Annotated in this window: 20 protein-coding genes; 1 reads left to right on the top strand and 19 read right to left on the bottom strand. The window is 33.2% G+C overall.

Annotation, left to right across the window (positions count from 1 at the left end):
- Positions 1-52 precede the first annotated feature (52 nt).
- The 9 genes from hisA to ASE21_RS12585 form a co-directional block, all read right to left on the bottom strand.
- Positions 53-775 (bottom strand): 1-(5-phosphoribosyl)-5-[(5-phosphoribosylamino)methylideneamino]imidazole-4-carboxamide isomerase, encoded by a 723-nt coding sequence (gene hisA / locus ASE21_RS12625; RefSeq protein ID WP_057123014.1) that lies wholly within the window; start codon positions 773-775, stop codon positions 53-55.
- A 101-nt stretch (positions 776-876) separates the two neighbouring features.
- On the bottom strand, positions 877-1467 hold the full coding sequence (gene hisH / locus ASE21_RS12620) for an imidazole glycerol phosphate synthase subunit HisH (RefSeq protein WP_057123013.1): 591 nt from the start codon (positions 1465-1467) through the stop codon (positions 877-879).
- Positions 1468-1557: 90 nt separating this feature from the next.
- Complete coding sequence (locus ASE21_RS12615) at positions 1558-1908, bottom strand: nuclear transport factor 2 family protein (protein ID WP_057123012.1); 351 nt, start codon at positions 1906-1908, stop codon at positions 1558-1560.
- A gap of 129 nt (positions 1909-2037) precedes the next feature.
- Positions 2038-3174, bottom strand: a complete 1137-nt coding sequence (gene hisB, locus ASE21_RS12610) for a bifunctional histidinol-phosphatase/imidazoleglycerol-phosphate dehydratase HisB (protein ID WP_057123198.1) — start codon at positions 3172-3174, stop codon at positions 2038-2040.
- Positions 3175-3347: 173 nt separating this feature from the next.
- Entirely contained in the window at positions 3348-4397 is a 1050-nt protein-coding gene (gene hisC, locus ASE21_RS12605; RefSeq protein ID WP_057123011.1) for a histidinol-phosphate transaminase, read from the bottom strand.
- A gap of 135 nt (positions 4398-4532) precedes the next feature.
- A complete protein-coding gene (gene hisD, locus ASE21_RS12600) occupies positions 4533-5816 on the bottom strand; it encodes a histidinol dehydrogenase (RefSeq protein WP_057123010.1) in 1284 nt (427 codons plus the stop codon).
- A gap of 115 nt (positions 5817-5931) precedes the next feature.
- Complete coding sequence (gene hisG, locus ASE21_RS12595) at positions 5932-6789, bottom strand: ATP phosphoribosyltransferase (protein ID WP_057123009.1); 858 nt, start codon at positions 6787-6789, stop codon at positions 5932-5934.
- A 418-nt stretch (positions 6790-7207) separates the two neighbouring features.
- Positions 7208-8206 (bottom strand): zinc dependent phospholipase C family protein, encoded by a 999-nt coding sequence (locus ASE21_RS12590; RefSeq protein ID WP_057123197.1) that lies wholly within the window; start codon positions 8204-8206, stop codon positions 7208-7210.
- A 176-nt stretch (positions 8207-8382) separates the two neighbouring features.
- Positions 8383-9396 carry a hypothetical protein gene (locus ASE21_RS12585; protein WP_057123008.1) on the bottom strand — a complete coding sequence of 338 codons (1014 nt, stop codon included), beginning with the start codon at positions 9394-9396 and terminating at the stop codon, positions 8383-8385.
- A 283-nt stretch (positions 9397-9679) separates the two neighbouring features.
- On the opposite strand from ASE21_RS12585, the gene ASE21_RS12580 reads away from it, so the two are divergent.
- Positions 9680-10630: a hypothetical protein gene (locus ASE21_RS12580; protein ID WP_057123007.1), complete on the top strand. Its 951-nt coding sequence runs from the start codon at positions 9680-9682 to the stop codon at positions 10628-10630.
- Here ASE21_RS12580 and ASE21_RS12575 read toward each other — a convergent pair whose 3' ends face one another.
- The 10 genes from ASE21_RS12575 to ASE21_RS12525 all read right to left on the bottom strand — a co-directional run bounded on the left by ASE21_RS12575 (position 10631) and on the right by ASE21_RS12525 (position 25795).
- Positions 10631-11596: a YeiH family protein gene (locus ASE21_RS12575; RefSeq protein WP_057123006.1), complete on the bottom strand. Its 966-nt coding sequence runs from the start codon at positions 11594-11596 to the stop codon at positions 10631-10633.
- 74 nt (positions 11597-11670) lie between these two features.
- The gene (locus ASE21_RS12570) at positions 11671-12564 is read right to left on the bottom strand and encodes a LysR family transcriptional regulator (RefSeq protein WP_057123005.1); all 894 of its coding nucleotides are present in this window, start codon (positions 12562-12564) and stop codon (positions 11671-11673) included.
- A gap of 290 nt (positions 12565-12854) precedes the next feature.
- A complete protein-coding gene (locus ASE21_RS12565; protein ID WP_057123004.1) occupies positions 12855-14882 on the bottom strand; it encodes a hypothetical protein in 2028 nt (675 codons plus the stop codon).
- Positions 14883-14960: 78 nt separating this feature from the next.
- Positions 14961-15707 (bottom strand): 3-oxoacyl-[acyl-carrier-protein] reductase, encoded by a 747-nt coding sequence (fabG, locus tag ASE21_RS12560; protein WP_057123196.1) that lies wholly within the window; start codon positions 15705-15707, stop codon positions 14961-14963.
- A gap of 525 nt (positions 15708-16232) precedes the next feature.
- On the bottom strand, positions 16233-17579 hold the full coding sequence (locus ASE21_RS12550) for a DUF4302 domain-containing protein (RefSeq protein ID WP_057123002.1): 1347 nt from the start codon (positions 17577-17579) through the stop codon (positions 16233-16235).
- A 10-nt stretch (positions 17580-17589) separates the two neighbouring features.
- Complete coding sequence (locus tag ASE21_RS12545; RefSeq protein ID WP_057123001.1) at positions 17590-18450, bottom strand: substrate import-associated zinc metallohydrolase lipoprotein; 861 nt, start codon at positions 18448-18450, stop codon at positions 17590-17592.
- A 19-nt stretch (positions 18451-18469) separates the two neighbouring features.
- Positions 18470-19945 (bottom strand): RagB/SusD family nutrient uptake outer membrane protein, encoded by a 1476-nt coding sequence (locus tag ASE21_RS12540; RefSeq protein ID WP_057123000.1) that lies wholly within the window; start codon positions 19943-19945, stop codon positions 18470-18472.
- An 11-nt stretch (positions 19946-19956) separates the two neighbouring features.
- The gene (locus ASE21_RS12535; RefSeq protein WP_057122999.1) at positions 19957-23682 is read right to left on the bottom strand and encodes a SusC/RagA family TonB-linked outer membrane protein; all 3726 of its coding nucleotides are present in this window, start codon (positions 23680-23682) and stop codon (positions 19957-19959) included.
- Between the two features lie 298 nt (positions 23683-23980).
- Positions 23981-25093 carry a FecR family protein gene (locus ASE21_RS12530; RefSeq protein ID WP_057122998.1) on the bottom strand — a complete coding sequence of 371 codons (1113 nt, stop codon included), beginning with the start codon at positions 25091-25093 and terminating at the stop codon, positions 23981-23983.
- A gap of 90 nt (positions 25094-25183) precedes the next feature.
- A complete protein-coding gene (locus tag ASE21_RS12525) occupies positions 25184-25795 on the bottom strand; it encodes an RNA polymerase sigma factor (protein WP_057122997.1) in 612 nt (203 codons plus the stop codon).
- Positions 25796-26105 lie beyond the last annotated feature (310 nt).

The following is a 26105-nucleotide window of genomic DNA, read 5'->3' as shown; positions in this document are numbered from 1 at the left end:
AGATAATTATTTAGCGGTCGCATAAAAATTATCTAATTATCACATTTTCTAATTAACTAATTATATAGTTCTCCAGTTGTTTTAAGGAAATTCTTCCTTCATAAATCGCTTTTCCAATGATTGTTCCTTCACAGCCTAATTCAGCCAGTTTTGGCAATTCATCAAAAGTAGAAATTCCTCCGGAAGCGATTAATTTAATTCCTTCTGCTTCCGCTAAAATCTTAGCATATAAATCAAAACTTGGACCTTCCAGCATTCCGTCTTTTGCAATATCTGTGCAGATAACGTACTGAATTCCTTTGTTTTGATAATCCTGAATAAACGGAATCAAATCTTCTTTTGAATCTTCTAACCAGCCAGAAACCGCTACTTTTTCATCTTTCGCATCAGCACCTAAAATGATTTTATCTGATCCGTATTCTGAAATCCATTTTTGGAAAATTTCTCTGTTTTTTACCGCAATACTTCCACCGGTAATTTGGTTTGCACCGCTTTCAAAAGCAATTTTCAAATCAGAATCAGCTTTTAATCCGCCTCCAAAATCAATTTTTAAACTTGTCTGCGTTGCAATTTGTTCTAAGATTTTATAATTGACAATTTTGCTTGATTTCGCACCGTCTAAATCTACCAAGTGCAGATATTCAATTCCATGTCCTTCAAATGATTTGGCCACTTCAAGCGGATTTTCATTGTAAATTATTTTAGTATCATAATCTCCTTTGGACAAACGAACACATTTTCCTTCAATGATATCTATTGCTGGTATTATTCTCATTTTTATTTATTTTAGATTTCTGATTTTAGATTTTAGATTCTAAAATTGAAATTGATATTTTGATTGTAATTGATTTTTGATATTGAATTGGAATTTGGAATTTAAAAATTTGGAATTTTTAAAAAATTACCCAAGATCTTCTCCCCAATATCTCCGCTTTTTTCCGGGTGAAATTGAGTTCCGTAAAAATTATTTTTTTGTAATGCCGATGCGTATTCAACATCATAATTCGTTGTGGCTATGGCTTCTTCACAATTTGGAGCATAAAAACTGTGCACCAAATACATAAATTCATTTTCTGAAATACCCGCAAACAAATCCGATTTTAAATCATAAATCTGATTCCAGCCCATTTGCGGCACCTTTACGTTTTGCGTAAATTTTATTACATCAACATCAAAAATCCCTAAACCTTTAGTATTTCCTTCTTCGGTTGAATTGCACATAAGCTGCATTCCAAGGCAGATTCCTAATACCGGCTGTTTTAAATTTGGAATTAAATTATCCAAACCACTTTCACGAAGCTTAAACATCGCCGAGCTTGCTTCACCTACACCAGGAAAAATCACTTTATCTGCCGACTGAATTTCTTCCGGATCGTTACTCAAAACGGCTTTAAAACCCAGTCTTTCAATAGCAAACATAATGCTCTGAATATTTCCTGCTCCGTAATTTATAATTACTATTTTCATTTACTTTTGTTTGTTTTATTTTGTTTCAGGTTTCAGGTTTCAAGTTGCTGTAGAGAACTTGAAACCTGAAACCTGAAACTTGAAATAATTTCATAGATCCGTATAATGTGCGATCATTTTGTTTACCAGTCCATTTTCATCAAAAAACATTACTTCAACCGCTTTTTTGTTCATTATGGATTTGTAATACAATGCAACAGAATTTACTCCTGAAGTCACATCAATTAATTCAAACATCAAATCCGGAAATTTTGAAAGTGCTTTACTCCAATATGCCGCAACATTTTCTTTGCCCGAAAGAGAGCCGCTTTCAATTCCTCCAGCCAATTTTATCATTGGGGTTGTAATTTCCAGGTCATCGGCATAATGTTTCATTATATCCTCCAAATCATGAGAATTCCATGATTTTATCCATTCTTCTGCAAACTTTTTGGCGTTCATAGATTTTGTTTTTTTGTTTCAGGTTTCAAGTTTCAGGTTTCAAGTTTCAGGTTTCAAGTTTCAGGTTTCAAGTTTCAGGTTTCATGTCCTGTTGAGCAACTTGAAACGTGAAACCTGAAACAAAATTAATTACAGCATTCCTTTCGTTGAAGGCAGAATCATTTTTTCTGTATCACGTTTTACGGCAACTTTTATTGCTTTCGCGAAAGCTTTAAAAATCGCTTCAATTTTGTGATGTTCATTGATTCCTTCTGCTTTGATATTTAAATTGGCTTTTGCCCCATCTGTAAATGATTTAAAAAAGTGATAAAACATTTCAGTTGGCATTTTCCCAACCATTTCGCGTTTAAATTCTGTTTCCCAAATCAGCCAGTTTCTTCCGCCAAAATCAATTGCGGCCTGCGCCAAACAATCATCCATTGGCAGACAGAAGCCATAACGTTCGATTCCTAATTTGTTTCCTAACGCTTTTGCAAAAACTTCTCCCAAAGCAATTGCCGTATCTTCGATCGTGTGGTGCTCATCAACTTCTAAATCACCTTTTACAAGAATCTCCAAATCCATTTGACCGTGACGTGAAATCTGATCTAACATGTGATCAAAAAAAGCAATTCCGGTATCAATTTTACTTTTTCCGGTTCCGTCTAAATTCAGGTTGATGTAAATATCAGTTTCATTTGTTTTACGGGTAATCGAAGCTGAACGCGCTTCTAATTTCAGGAATTCATAAATTCTTTTCCAGTCTATAGTTTGTAAAACAATTGTATCGTTTAATTCTTCCCGTTTTGATGAAATTTCATTGCTTCCAATTCCGTCTGTCATATTCATGAAAATCGCTTTTGCGCCAAGATTTTTTGCCAGTTCAACATCCGTTAAGCGATCGCCTAAAACAAAAGAATTTTCTAAATCATATTCCGGATTGTTTAAATATTTAGTCAGCATTCCGGTTCTTGGTTTGCGTGTTGGTGCGTTATCTTCCGGAAATGATCTGTCAACAAATATCTCATCAAATAAAACACCTTCATTTTCAAATGCTTTTAAAATGAAATTTTGCGTTGGCCAAAATGTATCTTCCGGAAAACTATCTGTTCCTAATCCGTCCTGATTGGTTACCATTGCCAATTCGTAATCTAATTCAGAGGCAATTTTCGCCAGATACTGAAATGCTTTTGGATAAAATTCCAGTTTTTCTAAGCTGTCTAATTGATAATTTTCAGGTTCTAAAACAATCGTTCCGTCACGATCGATAAAAAGTACTTTTTTCATAATATTTTTTTGTTCTGCCTCAGATTTCAATGATTAAAAATGATTTTTTTTGTTCTTTTTTTCCACGAATTTCACGAATTACACTAATTTAATTCGTACTAATTCGTCGCAAAAAAATTATCACAAACAGAATAAAAAATCATTTAAATCTGTGTAATCTGTGGCCAATATTTTTACTTCAATAATTTCAATTCCTTAATCAAAACTGCATTTTCTTCCGGTATTCCAATGGTAAAACGAAGACAGTTTTCGCATAAAGGCTGTGTTGTTCTGTTACGAATTACGATTCCCTTTTCGATTAATTGATCGTATCTTTTGTTGGCATCATCTACTTTTACTAAGACAAAATTAGCCTCTGTCGGGTAAACCTTTTTTACAAAATCAACTTCAACTAAAACTTTAAGTAATTCTTCTCTTTGTTCAATAATAGAAATAATTTCCTGTTTTATTTTACCTGAATCTTTTAAACGTTCAATTGCTCTTTGCTGCGTTAATTCATTTACGTTATAAGGCGGTTTTATTTTATTTAAAACTGAAATCACAGCTTCGGAAGCATAGCAGATTCCTAAACGAATTCCTGCAAGACCGTATGCTTTTGAAAGCGTTTGTGTAATTACCAAATTTGGATATTCGTCAATTTCAGTCAGCCAGCTTTCTTTCTCCGAAAAGTCAATATACGCTTCATCAATTACAACTAATCCTTTGAAGTTTTGAAGCAATTTTACCACACTTTCATCTGAAAAAGAATTTCCAGTTGGATTATTTGGAGAACATAAAAATATGATCTTTGTGTTTTCATCTACAGCTTCTAAAATCTTTTCAACCTGAGGCTGAAAATCATTTGTAAGCAGAATTTCTCTGTTTTCGACAGCATTAATATTAGCCAGAACGCTGTACATTCCGTATGTTGGCGGAAGTGTGATAATGTTGTCTGTTTTAGGTTCGCAAAAAGCCCTGAAAATTAAATCTAAAACTTCATCACTTCCGTTTCCTAATAAAATCTGACTTTGTTTGGTATTATTATTTTTCGCTAAAATTGCTTTTACCGAATTCTGCTGTGGATCCGGATAACGGTTTACGCCATTTTGAAACGGATTTTCGTTAGCATCCAGAAAAATCATTTCGGCTGTATCAAAATCTTCAAATTCATCTCTCGCAGAAGAATACGGTTTTAAAGATTTTACATTTTCACGTGTAATAGTATTTATATCGAAAGTACTCATTGTTTATTTTTTTATTAAAAGGTAAGAATCAGGACAAAGCTTTCCAAAATCTAATTTTTACTCTCTTTTTCATTATTCTTGAATTTTGCTTCTCAAATCTTAATTCTTAATTCTTAAATCTCACTTCTATTCTCTCTACTCTAAACTCTCCAATCTTAAAGTAACCGCGTTTTTATGTGCCTGCAAACCTTCGGCTTCAGCCATAACTTCAATTGCTTTTCCAATATTCTGAATTCCTTTTTGAGATATTTTCTGAAAAGTCATTGATTTCATAAAACTATCCAAATTAACACCGCTGTAATTTTTGGCATAACCGTTTGTCGGTAATGTGTGATTGGTTCCCGAAGCATAATCACCGGCGCTTTCCGGAGTATAATTTCCAATAAAAACCGATCCTGCATTTACGATTCCGTTGCAGTAAAAATCATCATATTGAGAACAAATAATGAAGTGTTCCGGACCATATTCGTTAATTAAATCTAAGGCAGTCTGGTCATTTTCTACATAAATTAATTTTGAATTTTCAATCGCTTTTTGAGCAATAGCTTTTCTTGGAAGTACTTCCAGCTGATCCTGAATTTCTTTTTCGACTTCGTTAATTAATTTTTTAGATGTCGAAACCAAAATTACCTGACTATCAGTTCCGTGTTCTGCCTGAGACAATAAATCTGAAGCTACAAAAGCTGGAATCGCAGTATCATCGGCAACAATTAATAATTCTGAAGGACCGGCCGGCATATCGATTGCAACACCAAACTGAGTTGCTAATTGTTTTGCTACTGTTACAAACTGATTTCCCGGACCAAATATTTTATACACTTTTGGAATAGATTGTGTTCCAAATGTCATTCCGGCTATTGCCTGAATCCCGCCGACTTTTAAAATTTTAGTTACACCGCATAAATTTGCCGCATATAAAATTGCCGGATTTATTTTGCCGGATTTATCCGGAGGCGAGCACAAAACTATTTCTTTACAGCCTGCAATCTGAGCGGGAACTGCCAGCATTAAAACTGTTGAAAATAACGGCGCTGTCCCGCCCGGAATATATAATCCTATTTTTTGAATTGGTCTTTTTTCCTGCCAGCAATTTACACCTTCAACAGTTTCAATTTCAATTCGTTCTGTTTTTTGTGCGCTGTGAAATTTATAAATATTATTTTTTGCCAGCTGAATTGCTTCTTTTAATTCATTCGGAATTAATTCAACAGCTTCTTTCACTTCTTCTGCAGAAACCTCATAATTATTTAATGTAATTCCGTCAAAAATTGAAGTATATTTTGCTACAGCTTCATCTCCTTTTTTCTGAACTTCCCTAAAGATTTCTTTTACTGTAACTTCAATATCATCAATTGTCTGCGTTGGTCTTTTTAATATTTCAGACCATGTATCTGGTTTTGGATTGTCTATTTTATTCATAATATTGTATTTTAAATTCCTTTTTAAATTTAAATTCAAATTCCAATGTTGTAGAGGATATTTAAAGCTCTCAAGCTGATTTTGGAATTTGGAATTTCAATATTGGAATTTCTTTTTATAGTACCATTTTTTCGATTGGGCAAACTAAAATTCCTTCGGCTCCTGCTTCTTTTAATTTATCAATTACGTCCCAAAAAGTATCTTTATCAATTACCGAATGTACACTGCTCCAGCCTTCCTGTGCCAAAGGAAGAACAGTTAAACTTCTTAAAACCGGAAGAATTTTTCCAACTGCATCGATTTTGTCGTTTGGAATATTCATTAAAATATATTTGGAATTTCTAGCTCTTAAAACCGATTGAATTCTGAATTTCAGAGTATCAATGTGTTTCTGGATTTCCGGAGAAACTTTTGGAGAAACTGCCAGAACTGCTTCACTTTTTAAAATTACTTCAACTTCTTTTAAATTGTTTTTAAATAAAGTGCTTCCGCTGGAAACAATATCTACTATCGCATCGGCAAGGCCTATGTTTGGTGCGATTTCTACAGAACCGGAAATTTGGTGAATATCAACCGTAAGGCCGAAAGAATTGAAATATTCATTTACTGTATTTGGATAAGAAGTCGCAATTCTTAAACCTGCCAGATCCTGTATAGAATTGTATTCGAAAGTTTTAGGAACGGCAACAGATACTTTACATTTTGAAAATCCTAAGCGCTGCACGACTTCAATATCTTTTCCTTTCTCTACCAAAAGATTGTCGCCAACGATGGCTAAATCTACTACTCCGTCAATTAAATATTGAGGAATGTCTGAATTTCTTAGATATAGAACTTCAAGAGGAAAATTAGACGCTTCTGCTTTTAGCTGATCGATTCCGTTGTTAATTGAAATACCGCAGTCTTTTAAGATTTGAATGCTGTCTTCGTTTAGACGGCCGGATTTTTGAATTGCAATTTTTAAAGTACTCATTTTTTAGTTTTTTGCTGATTAATAGTTTGAGTACAAAGAATTGGAATTAAAAAACCCGCTTGATGTACTCAAACGGGTTTTAAAATATGGTGATTTACACGCATACCATTAACACATCGCCTGAGAGCAATAATGTAAATGATGATGATGTAATTGAATTGAAATCATGATTGGGTTTGTTTTGTAATTCTTTGATTCGGTTGCAAATATACTAGTTAATTTCATAAAAAAGCAATTTTTAATATAACTTAACGATAGTTTATTGTTAAAAATAAATTGGAAACCGAATTTAAATCTCCAAAACATACTGATTTTACGGTACAAAAAAGCCTTGTATCTAACTGAATACAAGGCTTTTTAGTATATTATTTTTAGTTAAAAAACTAAAAAAATTAAATCATTCTGCTTAAAGCAAAATTTAATCGTTTTGATTCTTCATTCCGAATAAATCTCCTTTTTTAAACAATAGTAAATCATCTTTTAAAGCCTGATTGTTTCTTTGCGTAACAGCCGGTGAATCTAAATCACTTAAATCCGGTTTTCCGGCATTTACCCATGCCGTATACCAAAAGCTTGCTGTTGCAGTTATGGCTTTTTTCATTTGACTTTCGACCATACCGTTTAATTGTTCGTGTAATTTCTTTGCGTATTCATCAGAGAAAAGAGCCGTGTTGTATTTGCTTTTCAGGACTTTTCCATCAGTATCCATTTTAAAAACCTGATTCTCCGGAGTTGCAGTTCTCAGCTTTTTATCAATATCCAATAATGGCTGAACAAAACTATGTGTATCATTAATCATATCCCAGGTTGCTTTATGAACATCTTCATAATACTGCGCCTGCGGAACATTTAATTTGTAATTTTTAACAAATAATTCCGGAAGCCTGCTTTCCCAAAGTGAATGAATACCTTTTTGATCGCTTAACTGCCCGTCGTGATTGGCAGAAGTGTGTAATGGCATATGTGCATCACCTATATAATGTCCCAGATCTGCAGCAAGAAATAAAATTTCTGCTCTGTTTTTATCTTTAAAAGCTTTAGTTAATTTAGCCATCATATCTTCAATATACCAAGGCAGAATTCCATTGTCATTCAAGAATTTAGCATCGTATTTTTTCTTTGCTTCTTCCATCGTTTTTGGCAGACTGTCGGCAGAACCAAAATTTTCCATGTCAAAATAATGTCTTGGATTTTCATCTTTATAATTGAGCGCATATTTACGAATATCCGGAACAGAAGCTTCCTGAGTAATAAAATCAATGTGATTGTAAAAGAAAACCTGAAGTTGTTGTGGTAAAGCCATTATAGCCGCTTTATTAATTCTTTCATGGCCTACAATTCCCCATGACAGGGTAAAAAAACCAATAATTAATACAAAGAGAGTGATTAATTTTGGTCTCATTTTGAAGTTTTTCATTTTGTTTTTGTATTTGGAATACAAAGTTACCTTATTTAAAGATAATTCAAAAGAAACCATTCAAGATTATCTAATTTTAATTAATTGATATAAAACCAAAGTTATTCTAATAATTACATAACCACAGACTTATAAATCAAAATGCATTTATAAAATCTGTGGTTAAAATACCTTACTTATAATTTATCGTAAACGATATTAAAATAAGAGCCTTTATTGTACGTTTTTGGACTTCCATTTACAAAAGACTGAAACTGAGGGGTAATCATATTCATTGAACCTCCGTCTCCATTCCATGCCCAGCCTAAAACCGTCCATCCTTTATTTCTGGCATAATCAACAATTGAAGACCAGTCTGCACCAGAACCGCCGCTGTTTCCAAACTCTCCAATCATGCAGGGCCTGCCGGACGAAGCAAGATCATCAATATCTGAAATATTTACATATCTGCCTTTTGCCTGATTATAAGCACCTGGATAAATATGTGCCGAAAGAATAATTTTGGTATCGTTTATCTTTGTCTGGCCTGTAGAACAGCCTTTTACAGCGCAGGCTGCCGTTGCAGTTTCCTGCCCCCAGCCTGGAATATCAATAATAATTGTACCGCTGTAAACTTTTCTGACCTCTGTAATTGCAGCATTATAAGCCGAAGCAAATGCCGAAGGGGTTATATTGTGACTTCCCCATTCATTAGTTAGATTAATTATAAAATTTCCGCCAAGATAGCTGTAATTATTTTTCCACCAAGTGGCTGCGGCATTCAATTCAGTGATATTGTCTGAACCTAAAACACTTGACTTATGGTAGCTGACAATGACAGTAAATCCGTTTGCTTTGGCTTCAGAAATCCATCTTTTTGCATTGGTTTCCTGACCAGGCTCTACCTCTATCCTAACCGTTTTGATTTTTGTATTTTGTTTCATTAAATTCCAGCCTAAATCGCAATTTCCGCCATTATAATAAGAAGGCTGTAAATTAACTCCGTTACCAATATCACCAAAAGTCGAAGGAGTTTTTGCAGTTAAACCTGAATTTGAAGCTGCAGGCGTTTCGGCTGTTGTAATTGCTGTTGAAATAACAGTTTGGTCTGATTCAGATTTGTCACAGCTGACAAATAATGAAATATTTAAAGCTAAAAATAAAATGGGCACTGTTTTTAAACTCTGTTTAATAAAATGTGGTTTTTTCATAAGATAGTTTTTAAAGTTAATGAAGATTTTATGGGCCCTAAAAAAACTTCGTTACAAATATTTAGTTTTAAGTAAGATAAAACCGATGTTATTTTATCAAATAACGATACAAATAATACATACTAAACTATTGCAAATGAGTTTATAACAAAATCATTGTCAAGATAATGAACTGACTTTAAAATAAAACAAAATACAATTTACAAAGTTTTAACACAAATAATACTACCTCAAATCATGAAAACAATGTAAATTTGTCCTTTATAACTTTTTTACTCATAAAATGAATTTTATTAAAACTTTTCTCTTTTCGATATTATTTATCACGGTTTGTAATGCACAAGAAGATATAATATTAAAAAATGTCAGCGACACTATTTTAAATCCAAAAAGAACCTTAAAGATCTCAGATCCTCTTGATGGTATAAAAACAATGCAAAAACTGTTTCCCGGCAAATTATACAATCTTTCAGATCACAATACTTTTATCAGCTGGAATTGTAAATCTTGTAAGCCGGAAGCTTTTAAAGATGTTAACGGTGTCGAAGGTGATCAAATGTTCCCTTACGAAAGCGGCGTTGCAACAAGACTTCTTGCAAATATTGATTATGCCGATTCAAAAGGAAATCAGTTTAAAATATTAGCTTTTAATCATTCTGTTCATGATGAAGATGGTTTGCAGACAGGTCGATTCTCCGGCGGATTATTGGGTCTTGCAAAATTTGCTAAAAACGGTAATATTTGGGAAATGAGGTCTTTTCAGCCTGCAGTAGCTGCTTTTGGTGCTTTTGCTCAGTCTCCAACTCCAAAGCTTTTACAAATTGGTGAAGACCAATATGCGTTTACACTTTTACACGTAAATGGCGGTGCGGGCGGACCGTTTGAAGGAATTCTCTACCTCGTTGCCGGATTTGATGGCAAATACCAGCCTATTATGGAAGTATATGATTATCAGCTGACAAATGTTGAAAGTTTAAAATGGTCAGGTTCTTATACCGTTGTAAATGATAGCGCTAAAAAACATTTCAGAGATATAATTATCAAAACAAACGGCTCATTTAATAAAGCGGCACAGGCAAATGATGACTTTGAAGTTACTTTCCCGGCCGAAATTGCTGCAATGGCCAAAACTAAAAAATCATTTAATTTTGAAATTGAAAGACGCTATTCTTTTAAAGGAAAATCATATAAAATGATTGATAAGCCCATAGTAAAATTTTCAAATGTAAAATAGTTAGTTTAGGCAAATGATTGATACTAAAGCTAAAACGGCAATAAATATCCAAAGAAAAACTCCCTGCAGCAAGGGCTTTACTCCTATTGACTTTAAAGTATTTACATCTAATGCTGCTCCGATTAAAAATAAGGTGATGGTTAAACCAATTTTCGCCAAACTTACAATATACGGGGCAAACGAGGTTATTTGAGGAACATACGAATTTAAAAGCATGGCCAGAATAAACAAACCTATAAAATAAGGAATCTTGATTTTTGAGTTTTTATTTTTAAAAATAAAAGCTGTTAAAAGAGAAATTGGAATAATCCACAAAGCTCTGGCTAATTTTACGGTTGCTGCAATCTGTAAAGCTTCAGCGCCATATTTATTTGCGGCCCCTACCACTGAACTTGTATCATGAATGGCAATAGCGCACCATAATCCGAATTGTTTTTGAGATAAATCCAGTTGATGGCCTATAAACGGGAAAACAAATAATGCAATGGAGTTTAGAATAAAAATAACGCCCAAAGCTATTGAGGTCTGGTTTTCATTTGATTTTACTACAGGAGAAATTGCTGCGATCGCGCTTCCGCCGCAAATTGCTGTTCCGCATGAAATTAAATGCGATGTTTTTCTATCTGTCTTAAGCCACTTTCCTAAAAGAAAACCAAAAATTAAAGTGCTGAAAATAGAAAATACAGTTAATACAAATCCTTCTTTTCCCGCAGAAAATGCGCTCGCAGCATTCATTCCGAAACCTAAACCTACTACTGAAAATTGCAGTAAAAATGTTATGGCTTTACTGTTAAATTCTACAAAAGGATTCCCAAAAACATTTACAACGATAACTCCAAGTAATAGTGCAGCTGGCGGGGAAATTACAGAGAATAAGCAAAGTAATACTACAACCACAAAAATAAGCTGCTGCACAAAATGATTAATTTCAAATAATTGAGATACGGAATGTTGTTTAGTTTTCAAAATAAGGTAATTGATATTTACCTTGCAAAGTTCCGCTGATTATTTGAAAATTGCCAATCGTAAAATACGATCGACTATAACCTCAGGTTATAATGATTGGCGATATTTTGAATAAACAGTTCAGATAAAGGATCTGATTTTCCCAGTAAAGTAATAATGTAAAAGTGCCTTTCAACAGATAACTTTTCAACATCCAAAACTATTAATTCTTTGTTTTTCAATTCTTTATTAACGGCATGAATAGACATAAAAGCAAAACAATCTGAATTTAACAAATATGATTTTATACTTTCTGTACTTCCTAACTGCATTTCGATTTGTAAATCGGTGAATTTTAAACCTGCATTTTTTAATGCATATTCAATAACTTCAAGTGTTCCGGAACCACGTTCACGTGTTATGAATTTCATTGATTTTAAATCGTTTACTGAAATTTCATTTTGCTTTACAAATGGATTATTGCTGCATACTAAAACAAGTTCGTCTTTTAAAAACGGAATATATTTTATGGATTGATTTTTTGACTGTCCTTCTACAATTCCAATTTCGATTTCTTTATTGATTAAGGCATTTTCGATTTGTTCGGTATTTCCGTTTAACAAATTGACTTTTATGTCTTTTTGTTTTTGATGAAAACGAGCCAAAACGGGAGAAATTATATATTGTGAAATTGTTGTGCTGGCGCCTAATCGCAGTAAGCCCTGACGTTCGCTAATAAACGAACTCATTTCAAAATCTATTTCACGATAAATTTCGAAGATTTCTTTGGTATGTTTGAGGAGAATTTCTCCAGCCGGAGTTAAAGCGATTTTAGAACCGTTTCGTTCAAAAAGTTTGGTTTTATACGTTTCTTCAAGTTCCTGAATATGTTTAGAAACTGCCGGCTGCGTAATATACAATTCGGCTGCTGCTTTAGTAAAATTAAGGCGGAGCGCAACGGTGTAAAATACTTTTAGCCTGAAATCCATAGTTATATTTTAAAATGAAACACAAATTTCATCGATTTGCACGAATTAAAATTTAGCGTTATTTATATTTATAGTCCCTACGGGACAAATTATATTGTGGTTATCTTTTTTTTCTACCGACCTTAAACTCCTAACGAGTTTTTTTTTATTATATTAATCATTATAATAGGATTTTATTTAAAAAAAGCAAAAAATTTTAACGAAGTAAATCTCGTAGAGATTAAATATCGGCAGCCAACCAAAATTTTAAGTTTAATTTCGTGCCGTAGGGACTTTACATAATAATTTAACTACAACAGTCCATTATATTTCCTAACAAACCACTCCGCTGTCAATAAAGCTGCAATTAAAACCAATAACCAAACCCAGTCAATTAATGGTGTTTTGGATGAGACTTTTTTCTCGATTGATTTGTATTCTTTATTTTCTAAAAGTGTGTTGATTAATTCATCGGTCTGATTTTCGAAGAAAGCTTTACCGTTGGTTTGCAGCGCCAGCTGTTTTAGTTTTAAAACATCCGGATTTACAAATTGTTTTTCGATATCAAAATCTAAAATTTCAAAATGACTTGAATACGATGTATTTGAATTTAATTCTTTTACTGTAAAATTGTATTTTCCGGCTGTTAATCCTTCTAAATTTACAGAAAAAGAATTATTTCCTTTTAATAAATCGTAGTTTTTAGCTTGTTTTGTATCAGCATTTGTAACTGTAATGGTTAGTCTTGCTTTCTCGTCAAACTCATAGTTTTTATTGAAATATTGTGCATTGATTACAATTTCTTCTCCGGAATTATAAAAGCTTTCGTGCGTTACTACCAAAGATTTTTTTGTAGCTGATGTTGCTAAAAACTGAATTACTTTATCGATAAAAACATCATATTTTTCAAATGACTGATTGTCAATATGGCTTTGCAAACGCCATTTCCAGCTGTTTTCTCCCAAAAGATAAGCGGTACGTTTTCCCTGATTTTCGGCGAAAGCCAATAAAGGCGCATTTGTAGAAACGTTTCTGATTTTTGAAGAAAGCAAAACGGATACATTTCCGTTTGTAGAAATGGTTCCGAATAAATTTTGCAACGGAGGAAAATTTTCAAAACCAATATTATCTATTGCAAAAAGATTAAACTGCGAGTCAAATTCCGATAAATAATCTTCAACCTGTCCGCTCATTTTAAAAATCAGATTATTCTGCTGTTGATTTAAAAAATTAAAATCGGTGCTGTTTCCTGTTATGATAAAAATGTTTTTTCCGGCTGCTTTATTGGTGTCAAAAATTTGTTTAAAAGAAGCATTTGGCTGATATAGAACCAAAACCGAAGCCTCTTGTAACTGACTCATTTCATTTGGTTTAACCAAGATCACTTTACGCTGCGCATTAACTTCAATGGCACGCTTTAATGCGGCAATATCAGGATGGTTTATAGACGAAACTATTGCGATTGTCGATTTTTGATCGATAACTTCTACAGCAAAGTTCTTGATATTATTGTAGCTGTTTTTCTCTTTTGCATTTGAAGAAATACTGGCTCTAAAAATCTGCAGTCCAACTTTATCTGCCGGTAAAAGTATATTTAAAGAAGCTGTTTTTTTAGACGGCGAAAAAGAAACTTTCTCTTTTGCTACAACTGAATTTCCCTGAGAAATTGTAAAATTGGCAGTTGTTGGTTTGTCTCCGGCGTATTGCAGAAAAACTTCTACCGGAAATTTATTTTTATGAAAGGCGTATTTGTTTACGTTTAACTGATTTATTTTTAAATCAAAAAACGTGGTTGTATCTCCCACAACCAAAGGATAAACTTTATTGGCAGGATCGAATCTGTATACATAGTCGTTTCCTGTAGTCTGATTTCCATCAGTAATGATCACCGTTGGAAAAGTCAGGTTTTTATTGATGCTTTTTAAATTTTTGGCAGCTTCATCTAAATTGGTCTGTTTTCCTTTAAAATCAAATTTATCTGAAGTTTTAAATTCGTCGTCAAACTGGTACGACTGAATTTCGAATTTTTCTTTTAATGCAGGATTTGAGATTAGTTTTTGATATAATTCTACTGCTTTTTTATCTGATTTTAAAGCTGTTATCGAACTCGAATTATCGACTGCAATTGCAAGAGGAGTTTTAGTTATTTCGAGAGAACTTTTAGAAATTATCGGGTTTATTAATAAAACCAATAATCCGAAAATCGCCAGAAAACGCAAAAAAGCCAAAAACCAAATCAGATTTGATTTGTTTTTGGCTTTATAAAAATATTGAAAGTACGACAAACCACCCGCTATTACTAAAGAAAGTAATAATAATAAAATCGTGTTTGTAGTCATATATTATTGGTTTATTGTTTTTAGTTTATAGTTTTTGGCTCTAGAACAATAAACAAAAAACCATAAACAATTAACTTATTAAGTAAGCATTCCTCCGCAAACATTCAGAACTTGTCCTGTAATGTAAGCACTCATATCTGAAGCTAAGAAAAGACAAGCGTTTGCTACATCTTCTGTAGTTCCTCCGCGTTTCAACGGAATACCGTCTCTCCATCCTTTTACTACATCTTCCGGTAATTTTGCAGTCATTTCAGTTTCAATAAATCCCGGAGCGATTGCGTTGCAGCGAATATTACGAGAACCTAATTCAAGAGCAACAGATTTTGTAAAACCAATTGCACCGGCTTTTGAAGCAGCATAATTAGTCTGACCTGCATTTCCTGAAACTCCAACTACAGAACTAATGTTAATGATAGAACCTGCACGTTGTTTTAAGAAAGTTTTTTGAATTGCTTTTGTCATATTGAAAACTGATTTCAGGTTAACATCAATAACCTGGTCAAAATCAGCTTCAGACATACGCATAAGCAAGTTATCTTTTGTAATTCCGGCATTGTTAATTAAAATATCAACAGTTCCAAAATCAGCTAAAACAGCATCAACAAAAGTCTGAGCTTCATTAAAGTCAGCTGCGTTTGACTGGTAACCTTTTGCTTTTACTCCCAAAGTATTCAACTCTGCTTCAAGTGCTTCTGCAGATGCAGCAGATGAACTGTATGTAAATGCTACGTTTGCTCCGTGTTTCGCAAAAACTTCTGCAATTCCTTTACCAATTCCGCGGCTGGCGCCAGTAATGATTGCTACTTTTCCTTCTAGTAATTTCATATTGAGGTATTCGTTTTTATTTTTTGAAATACAAATATAGAGTATTTGGGCGTTTAATAAAATTTGTAATACAAAATTTGATTTAGAATTTATTTCGCTTTTTTCTAAATAAAAAAACAGCTCAAAAAATCGAGCTGCTTTCCCCAAAATAAATAAAAACTAAGTTTTATATATGATTTTGTTTTGTAATAACAAATATTACCCCAAGAACTACCGACATAATCAGCATTCTATAAATTGCTTCCTTAAATAATGTTGTCTCGTTGAGTTTATCTTCTTTTTTCATCTTTATCATTTCAATAATCGCTAAAGGAGTTATTACTATAATACTGAGAATTAGATAATATCTTGTATAATCTGGATAAAACCATGATATGCTATTTAGTATTAAGCCCCACAAAAAGATAGCTATATATATTGGTTTTATTAATTTCTTCATCATTTAGGTGTTTAAAATCATTAGAAAAAAAACAGCTCAAAAAACTGAGCTGCTTTCTTCAAAATAAAAATTAAAACTAAAAATTATTATAATTGATATGTGGTGGTTCTAAAATTACTTGTAGAACTTGTAATCGTATAAATCGTATTTGAAAACGTAATTTTAAATGCTTCTTTTTTCAAATAGATTCCTGCTGCATTAAAGAATTCATCGTCAAGTGCTTTTAAGAAAGCCGGAGCCGGAATATATGCAGATCCGTTATCCCATGAATCGTGAATTAAAATAATTCTCTTATTTGTATCATCTGCACTTGTTGTAAAGTTGTGATAAACACTCGGTCTTCCGCCTGCAAAACGATATTCGATATAGTTACCAAAAGCTGAATTGAAATAAATTTGAATTCTTGTTATTTTTTGGTTTGCCGGCAATGTAGCATTCGCAGCATTAAATAATGATTTAAAGTATGTCGAAGTTGTTGGTGCCGAATAAAGGTTTGCCGTAATAAAACTTATAACCATTTGCGGTTTACCATCTAAGAAATTCTTGTAATCGTCAGTAAGAATTAATGGGTTACTAGAATACTTAATTGTTGCTTTAACTCCGCCAGTTCCGGTAGCTGTAAAACTTCCGTCAGCATCATTATATACAAAATTTGATAATTTTTGTCCGCCTACTTCAACTGCAGGACTTACTACAATTCCTGTTGGCGTATATCCTACTCCCATATTGTAGCTTATAGAATACCCGCTTTCGATAGAATTAGATTCTGCAAAACGAGTAACTTCGCTAAAAGAGAAGTCGAATTTATGCGTAGTAGTTCCGTCAGTTGTCTCCAATAACCTGAAAAGAGGCCTTTCGTCGCTTCCAATAACGTTTTGTTCCATTACCAGATTTTGCGGCAAATTTGCCCAGTCATCGGCTGTTGCTTTTACAAAACGAATTTCTGTACCATTTCTGTTAGCTTTAAAAATGATTTCTCCATTTTCTTGTCCGTAATATAAAAACTGAAAATCTCCTAAATATCCTTTAGCTCTTAATGCCGGAATTGGATAATTATCTGATTCAGATAAAAGGTGAATTCGGTTTTTTGTTGTAAACGTCAAGCTTACAGTACTTCCAAGCTGAATTTCGTATTCACTTTTGTAGACATCAGTATCAGCATCAAAATCAGAAGCCATTTCTACAGTTCCGTCAGGAGCGAACTTAAACAAATGCGTGTAACCTCCTAAAACTGTATTATCTGTAAAATAAATTGCTTTCCAGCCAAACTGAGACGAAAGCAATGCATCGTTAAGTTCTGACTTTTGAGCGTTTAAACGTTGCGTTGGTGTTTCATTAAATAATTGCTCTGCATCTGTATTGTTGTTGCAGGAGCTTAAATGCAGTATCAAAATGGCTGCAAATAAATACTTATATATGTTTTTTATTTTCATGATACTTATTTTAGTTGTTTATTACACCTGTTGTATTTTTCTCAGCCTCATCTCTTAAAGCATAAAAATCCATATTGAATGCTTCTTTAAAGTATTTTACCACCAAAGCTTCTTTTGTTTTTAATGCCTGATACGCAAACGGGCTTTCGATTCCGTCTAAAAATGCCTCATAATCTGCCTTTGTGTAAATTAGGATCATTGAAGCCGTTTCTGCAAAGTCTTCGTTTATGTTTGATCTTGCATAACTTGTGATAAAACCAATTTCGTTTGATTCCGGAATATCATAATTATACCAGTCTGCAGTATATCCTACAGGAGTTACAGCTGCCCACGCTTTTTCGTCAAAAGGTTTGTTTTGATTTAAAATGTGGATGTACTCGTGCTGAATGGTATGAATAAATTCTGAAACATTATCACGGTCTGACTGGTCGATATAATCTGTTTCAAACAAAGTTACCCTTTGTCCGCCTTCTGCCAAACCTAAAGTTCTGGTTCCAACACTATTTAAATTTACTCCTCCAACCAAAACAATTTCTCTTGGTGCAATTTTTTTAACAAAATCAGCGCCTCCGATTGTTGAGTAACTCTTAAGCCAGATTTCTTCTACGATTTCAAGCGCCGGTTTTACTTTGTCAATTGTCGGCGGAAATAAATAACGGCTGTTATCAACTGTATTCTGGTTCCATTTATATTGTACATTAATATTAAAAGGATTTAAATAAGTCGTTGTGATCCAGTTATCCAAAGCTGTTTTTGTTGGCTGTGTAAAATCTAACTGGCTTTCTCCCGGCTGATCATCGCTTGCGCATGAAATTAGAGCTACCGAAACCATAGCCAAAATGGCAATTTTATTATATTTGAATAGTTTCATAAGTTTTTAATTTTTAAGATTATCTAGGATTTAATTCAACACCCGTATTTGATGCATGAAGCGGAATTTGTAAAGCTCTTCTGTTGTCATCTTTTACTAAAACATTTGTTGGTTTATTTGACGTTTCGTGATTCACTACAATATTGAAACGCTTAACATCAAACCATCTCATTCCTTCATGTATAAAATCCCTGCGTCTGGTTTCTGCAATTGCTTTTACGTATGATGTCTGTACTGGTGTCATTGTATAAAATGGCGTGTACTCATCTGCGATTACAGGATATTTTGCCACAACTTTTGCTTCTGTTAACTTATCAGATGCAACGTAACCTACTGTTCTTGTTGATAAAAAATAATCCAATTCGTCATTTGCTAATGCGATATCGCCTTTCATTACGTGAGCTTCAATTCTGTTTAAGAAAAACTCATCATTGCTTAATAAAACTTCGGCAACATATGGATCTCCAATTCCTGCTGTGACGTTTGAATATTTGAAATATTCGTAGAATTTTGGAAGAAATACCGTTATACTGCTGTTTGATGAATAGAAATTGTAGTACCAAGGTTTATTATAAGGACTTGTTGCTGTACCAAAAATCTCCGGATATCTTGCTCCCGAAAGATAAAAACGGTTTGAATAATAAGATCTGCCCACGATTGTATTGGCAGAAACAATTAATAAATTAGTTTCGGCATCACTATCTGCATAAGCCAATCTCTGGTCAACTGCGCTTAATAAATCATAAGATGGAAAATCTCTTAACTTTCCTACTGGTTTAGATCCTAAGTCGTTTGTTAATTCCAGTACTCTGTCCCAATCTCCTTTTACTAAATAAAACCTGCTTGCAAAAGCTTTTGAAGCATTTACAGTAAAATGAAATTTTGGCTGTTTGTAATTATTAGTCACCAGCTTTAAACCGTCTTCAATATCTTTTTCGATAAAGTCAAAAACCTCTCTTACAGTGTTTCTTTTGTATTTTGTTACTAATTCTGTTTCAGGTTTTGTAACATAAGGAATTCCCAAATCTGTTGAAGCCGTTGCCGGATTGTAACGTTTAGACCAAAATGAAACCAGCATAAAGTGAGAATACGCTCTTGCTATTAAAGCTTCTCCTTTTTGCGGATTAAGACTTGCCGGGCTTCCTAAATCTTCAATAGCTTCCAACGCTTTATTTGCGTGAGCTATCGCTTTGTAACAAGCATCCCAATAATAAGCCTGAGTGTCTATATCTGTAGTTTCAGTTTGTATCTCCCAGTTATAGCTCTGCTCATTTTTAATTAAAGTCTGCACCATTCCACTATCAAAAACGTTATCTGACATTGTTTCTGCAATATCAAAATAACTCATTTGAGGATAGGCTTCAACCAACAATTCTGAGATTTTTTCAGGAGTGTCAATTTCTGTTCTGTTATCTGGTTTTTCCGAAAGGAAATCATCACAGCTAGTAATACTAACGAGTATTAACAGGGATAATGCTATTTTTAAGTTTTTCATGTTTCTGACTATTATAATGAAAGGTTTAAAGTAAAAGTATATTGAGATGTTACCGGTAAAGCAACTCCTCCAGAATTACGAAACTCAGGATCCTGACCGTTTAATCTCTTATCTGAATAAATCAACCAGGGATTAACTGCAGAACCTTTTAATGTAAATGTACTTAGCCCTAATTTTTTCTTGAAATCTTTAGGAAATTCCCAGCTTAATGAAATGTTTTTCAAACGAACAAAATCACCATCAGCAATACGAACATCTGAATAATTGTACGTATTATAAGCTCTTGCAAGCGTACGCTCCCCGCCATAATTAGCATTTAAACGTCTGTCTGCAATAACCGGAACATTTGTAAAGTTTTCATCTCCCGGATTAATCCAACGATTTGTAAAGTCTTTAGTAAATACCGTTAAATCATCGTAAGTACTATCATATACCGGGTTTAAACGAACTTTGTTTCCGCCTGAACCAACAAAAAACACATATAATGACCAGTTTTTGTATGTAAATGTATTGGCTAAACCAATAGATTTATTAGGTTCAATTGACCCTTCGTATTTAAGGTATTTTGTAACATCTAAATTATCCTGAAAATTAGCATCTGTAATATTATTCTCTGCACCCGGCTGTAAAATAAATGTTGGTAAACCCTGATTATTTAAGCCTTGAAATTGATAAGAATAAATTGAGTTTCTTGGATGCCCAACTGTGTTACCTCCATTAGAATCTACCAAATCAAATGCTGTTGGTGTGTTTTCTAACTTTGTAATTTCTTGATGATAAACTGAAAAGTTAAGTGTTGTTGACCATTTAAAGTCTTTACCGTCAAAGTTTTTAGTTGTAATTCCAACCTCTAAACCTTTAGTTTCCATATCTGCATTGTTTCCTTGTCTAACTCTTTGACCTCCAATGCCTGAAGTAATTACATAATCTACTAAGTCAAATGCCTTACGACGGTAAATATCTGTTGTCAACTGTACTCGGTTGTTAAACATTCCAAGATCCATCCCGATGTTAGTTTCGAATTGTTTTTCCCAGGTTAAATCACTGTTTTGCAATTCGTCAATTCTAATTGAAGTTTCTCTGTTATCAAGATTGAAACGGTCTGTAATATAACTTTTGTAAATCGCTAAAGAGTTTGTTGCAGGTCCTGCCGTTGCAGTTAATCCATAAGAAGCTCTAAATGCTAAAGTATTGATTGATTCTACATTTTTCATGAAGCTTTCTTCGGCTACATTCCATTTTCCACTAAAAGTGTACGTTGGCAGCCATCTTGAAGAATCGCTGTTTCCTTGTCTGTTAGAACCGTCATAACGTCCTGTAACAGAAGCTGTATAACGACGATCATATGTATAACCTACTTTTCCGAAGAAACCTACTGTTCTTTCTTTCTCTTCATTAAATCCATAGTAAGAATCACCTCCATTGATGATTTTTTCAATAATTCTTGGATCTGTAAATGCTGTTAAACCTCTGTCGTATTGTAAACCTGCCGCTGTAAACTGATCACTTGTTCTGTCTACAACTCTCATCTCAGTTCCAAATAAACCTTCAACTTCATGTTTATCTGCAAAAACATTTCTGTAATTCACACTATTTCTTAAGTTGTAAGAAGTCATGTCATTTGTAAATTTTCTTAAGAAACCTCCATTTGGCAAAACAGAAACTTTTGGCGCTGTTAAGTCATTTGGATCCTGGTATAAAAATATATTTTGATCTCTAACCAATGTATTTACACCATCTTCTCCATCCGGAGTTCCTGCTTTATAAGCACCTACAACATTTGAATTTTCTAAAATTTTGTGCTCACGGCTTGTATTTGCATATCGAGCCGAACCTGTTAAATTATAAGTTAAATGCGGTGTAATTTTATAATCAAGATCTAACTGGAAACGGATATCTTTTACTTCGATTTCCATATAGTTGTTTTTCAACTCATTGATGATATTCATCTTAGCCCAGTTGTTTCTGTAGTATTCTAAATTACCATTATCATCATAAGGTCTTAACGTTCTGCTAGTATTTAATACATAATTGAATGGGTTGATATCGAAATCACGAGTTACTTTTCCAAAAACTACGTCTTTTTCACTTTCGTAACTTCCAGGTGCTCCCTGATCACGAACAGAAGCCAATGTAGATAATGTAATATTCAATTTATCATTTACATAAAATGTTCCTTTGATGTTACTTGAAATTTGTTTTACGTCATCAGCAATAGTCCATCCCGGATCTGTGTAATATCCTAAAGAAGCATAAAATGTATTGTTTTTTCCACCACCGGAAAAACTTAAAGAGTGATTTTGAGTAATAGACGGTCTAAACAATACGTTGAACCAGTCTGTATTTGCTAACTCATATTTTTTCAGGAAATTATTACGGCTTACAGGATCGTTATTAACTAAATATCCTCCAGTTTCCGGCACATAAGTGTTGATTGCTCTTCCTAAAATGTTGTATGCTCCACCATATCTTCCATTTACTGTTGAAGGTAAATCTAAATATCCTTTTTGTTCCATTTCTTTTAAAATACTCATAGATTCCTGAGAATTTAAAATATCATATTGACCATAATTAGGAACTTCTCTAACTGATTGTTCTAATCCGTAAGTAATTTTTAAAGGCGCGTCTCTGCGTCCTTGTTTTGTCGTAACAACCACTACACCGTTTAATGATCTTGAACCATAGATAGAAGTAGCCGATGCATCTTTAAGAATTTCAATACTTTGAATATCGTTTGCATTTAAACCTGCAACAGATGAACTTAATAATGTTTCTGAGTTTCCTGATGCTAAATCTGCAAATGACATATTGATAATATCTTCCTGAACAACACCATCAATTACCCATAAAGGTTTTGTATCTCCAAAGATTGAAGACGATCCACGAACTGTAATTTTTGGAGCTGTACCAAATGTTCCGGTAACGTTTTGTACTGTAACCCCAGCCGCTTTACCTTCGATCATTCTGCTTACGTCAACAACCCCGTCTACTTTTAATTCGGCACCCGAAATTTTACTGATTGCTCCTGTAAAGGTTCTTTTAGATGTTTTTTCATAACCTGTAGTTACTACAACTTCTTTTAAGTTTTGTCCAACTTCACTAAGAACGACTGTTGGTGTAGTATTCTCAATGCCAATTTCTTTCGTATCCATACCTACGTAAGAAATAACAAGTGCGTTTGAATTTGCCGGCATCTCTATAACGAAATTACCATCAAAATCAGTTAATACCGCCACTTTAGTGCCTTTTGCCATAACTGTAGCACCCGGAAGCGGACTTCCTGTTTGATCTGTAACTTTACCTTTAATAATTGGACCTGCAGTTAATACTTCAAAAAGTGAATCATGACTATCTGTGCTTGCAAAAGGTTCTGTTTTTGTTTTTTGCAATATGATTTGATTGCTTACTTCAGAAAAAGTAATATTAAATGGTACAAGGATTCTGCTCAGAATACTTGAAAGTGTTTCCTGATTAGCCTCAATACTCACTTTATTATTCAACTGAGGAAGTCTTGAATTATACGAAAATTTTACATGTGCAGACTTTTCAATTTTAGACAAAGCATTATCAAGAGTCAAATTTTCAACTGTAATTGTAACTTTGGTATCTAATTTTTTTTGCCCATTTACATTATTTGCCACTGCAAAGCTTGAAAACACAAGTGCTAAGACAAACTGAAATAGTGTTATTTTCATGATTCTATGGAGTAATCGTTGTTTAACAACTGGTTTTTTCATAATTTTGATTTGTTTTGATTAATACTGATTCGAGTGTATTTTAAGAAACGAATGAATAGCTCTTTACAGAGAGATATTCACAATTTATGAGTGTCGATAATGTTACAGCATTTCGGCACTTTTTTTTATGGTATTCATTTTTACATAGGCATTTTGTTATTTCTGGTTGAGTTTAGTTTTTGGTTATTATTGGATGAAATAAATTACATTTCGATGAAAAATTGACAGGCTTTACTTCGAAAATTTAATTGTTGGAAACAAGATTTTTTTCTGTGCAATTACAGTTACACTAAAAAAACTAATTACAACCGTCTGAGGTTATAATTATTTGATTTCCGTTCATTTCAAAACTGGTATTATTGCCAATGCTTTTACAGACAATTTTTAATTTTTCTGTTAAAGGCTGATCGCTTAATGATGTTGTTAAGTGGCAGTCTTCCAGTTTATTTTTTGGATAATCAATCTTTACCAAATATGCCTGCTCAATGGTTTCAAAAATTTGAGATACAGGAATATCATTAAATTCGAAACTTAACTGTTCAATATTACCAACGCTTTTTACTAAAACATCATCTTCTGTAATATTGGTTATTTTGTTGAATTTTAAATCACTTCTAAAAAATCGAAGTGCCTGATTAGGCAGTAAAACAATTTCTTCTTTTTCAGATTTAGAAACCAGATCGTTTGATTTTACCTTAACTTTACCGGTGCGAACAAGAATTTCAACATCAGGCTGGTCAGAATAAGCTTTAACTCTAAAACTAGTTCCGACAACCTTAGTTACAATTTCATTTGCGTAAACGAAAAAAGGTTTTTGGGGGTTTTTACTAATTTCAAAGAAACCTTCGCCGGATAAGTATACCTTTCTTTCGTTTCCGGTAAAGATCTTAGGATAACTTAATTTACTATTTGGCTGTAATAAAACAGAACTTCCGTCTGACAAAGTAATAATTTGAGGTTTATCAGAATTATTGGTCTGCTCTACTAAGCCTTCACTATTTTCTTCAATGAGTTCTTTGTAGGTAACAACTTTGCTGTCTGTTTTATAATAATTATTGTAGAACCAGGCCGACATTAAACCTAAAAATAATACTGCCGCTGCTCCGGATAAAAATTTTCTTCGCAGAAACCTAACTTTTAAATTTTGTAAAGTCTGTTGATTTTCTTTATCACGAACTTTAATCCATGTGTTGTGAAGCGCTCTCTGTATATCAGAGTCTGAAAGATCACTTTCGGGAACTTTCATTGCAAGAAGTATTAATCGTGCATCCTGAACTAATTTTGCACGCTGACGACTTTCTAAAGTCCACTCTTCCCAGCCATTTTCATCGATTTTTAATAAAACCCATGACTGAAATGATTCGTCAGCTAAAAAATCTTCTATTTCGGTATATTGATTACGTTTTTGCATCTAAAAAATAAGGTTACAAAAACATAGAGGACAGTTCTCTTATTATATACTCATCAAATTAAGATTTTTTTTAAGTTTTCTTAACTTTTTTTAAACAGTGCTTGAAAATAGTAGTGCGATTAAGGTAAAACTCCCTTTCCATTCTTTGCGAAGAGTAAGTAATCCGCGGTGAAGCAGGTTACTTGCTGACTGATAATTGACGTCTAACATTTCTGCTATTTGCTCTACAGACAAACCTTGGTGATAACGCAGATAAAGGGCTTCTTTTTGTCTGGGAGGAAGTTCATTAAGTAATTTGTTAAGGTAAACTACTTTTTCTTTTGCAGCGTAATCATCGTCTAAAAGCTCATTTTCAACAGAAAACTCCAATAGAAATGCAATAGCGTCTGTACTTGCTGTTTTTCTGAAAATGTGATCTCTTTCATATAATCTTGCAATTCTTTTTCGAACGCTTGATAATAAATAAGCTTTTACAACTACAAATTCTTGTAATGAATTACGGTAAACCCAAATATCAGTGAAAACATCCTGAACACAATCCTGAACTTTTTCAGCATATGGAGAAAGAGAATTTCCATAATTTACAAGATCGCTGTAATATCTTTCGAATAAAAGTGAAAAAGATTTTTCATCTCCAATTTTTAAGTTACTCCAAAGCGTATTATCATCAATAGAACTGATTGGAAGGATTCTGGTTTTCATAATTTTTGGGGGCTTATAATTCTACAAAAAGACAATGCTGCTTAATGAACAGAATACATTATTTTAACATTATCATTTACTTTTGTGCGATAAATATATAAAACCAAATATTTAAAACCAATTATTTTACACAAAAGAGACGGTTTCCTAATATAGAAAACCGTCTCTTTTGATTGCTATTACTGGGTTCTTAATGAAATGTTAAAATTACATACAACCTTGCTCATACTCATTAATTAACAAGATTATACCTCCCCAAAAGTAAAATTGAATATTATAAATACCAAAACAAATTACAAATTATTATAAA

The organism is Flavobacterium sp. Root901 (assembly GCF_001429765.1).
Taxonomy (GTDB): Bacteria; Bacteroidota; Bacteroidia; order Flavobacteriales; family Flavobacteriaceae; genus Flavobacterium.
The sequence above is the reverse complement of the archived record's forward strand: the minus strand, read 5'-3'. Positions and strand labels throughout refer to the sequence as shown.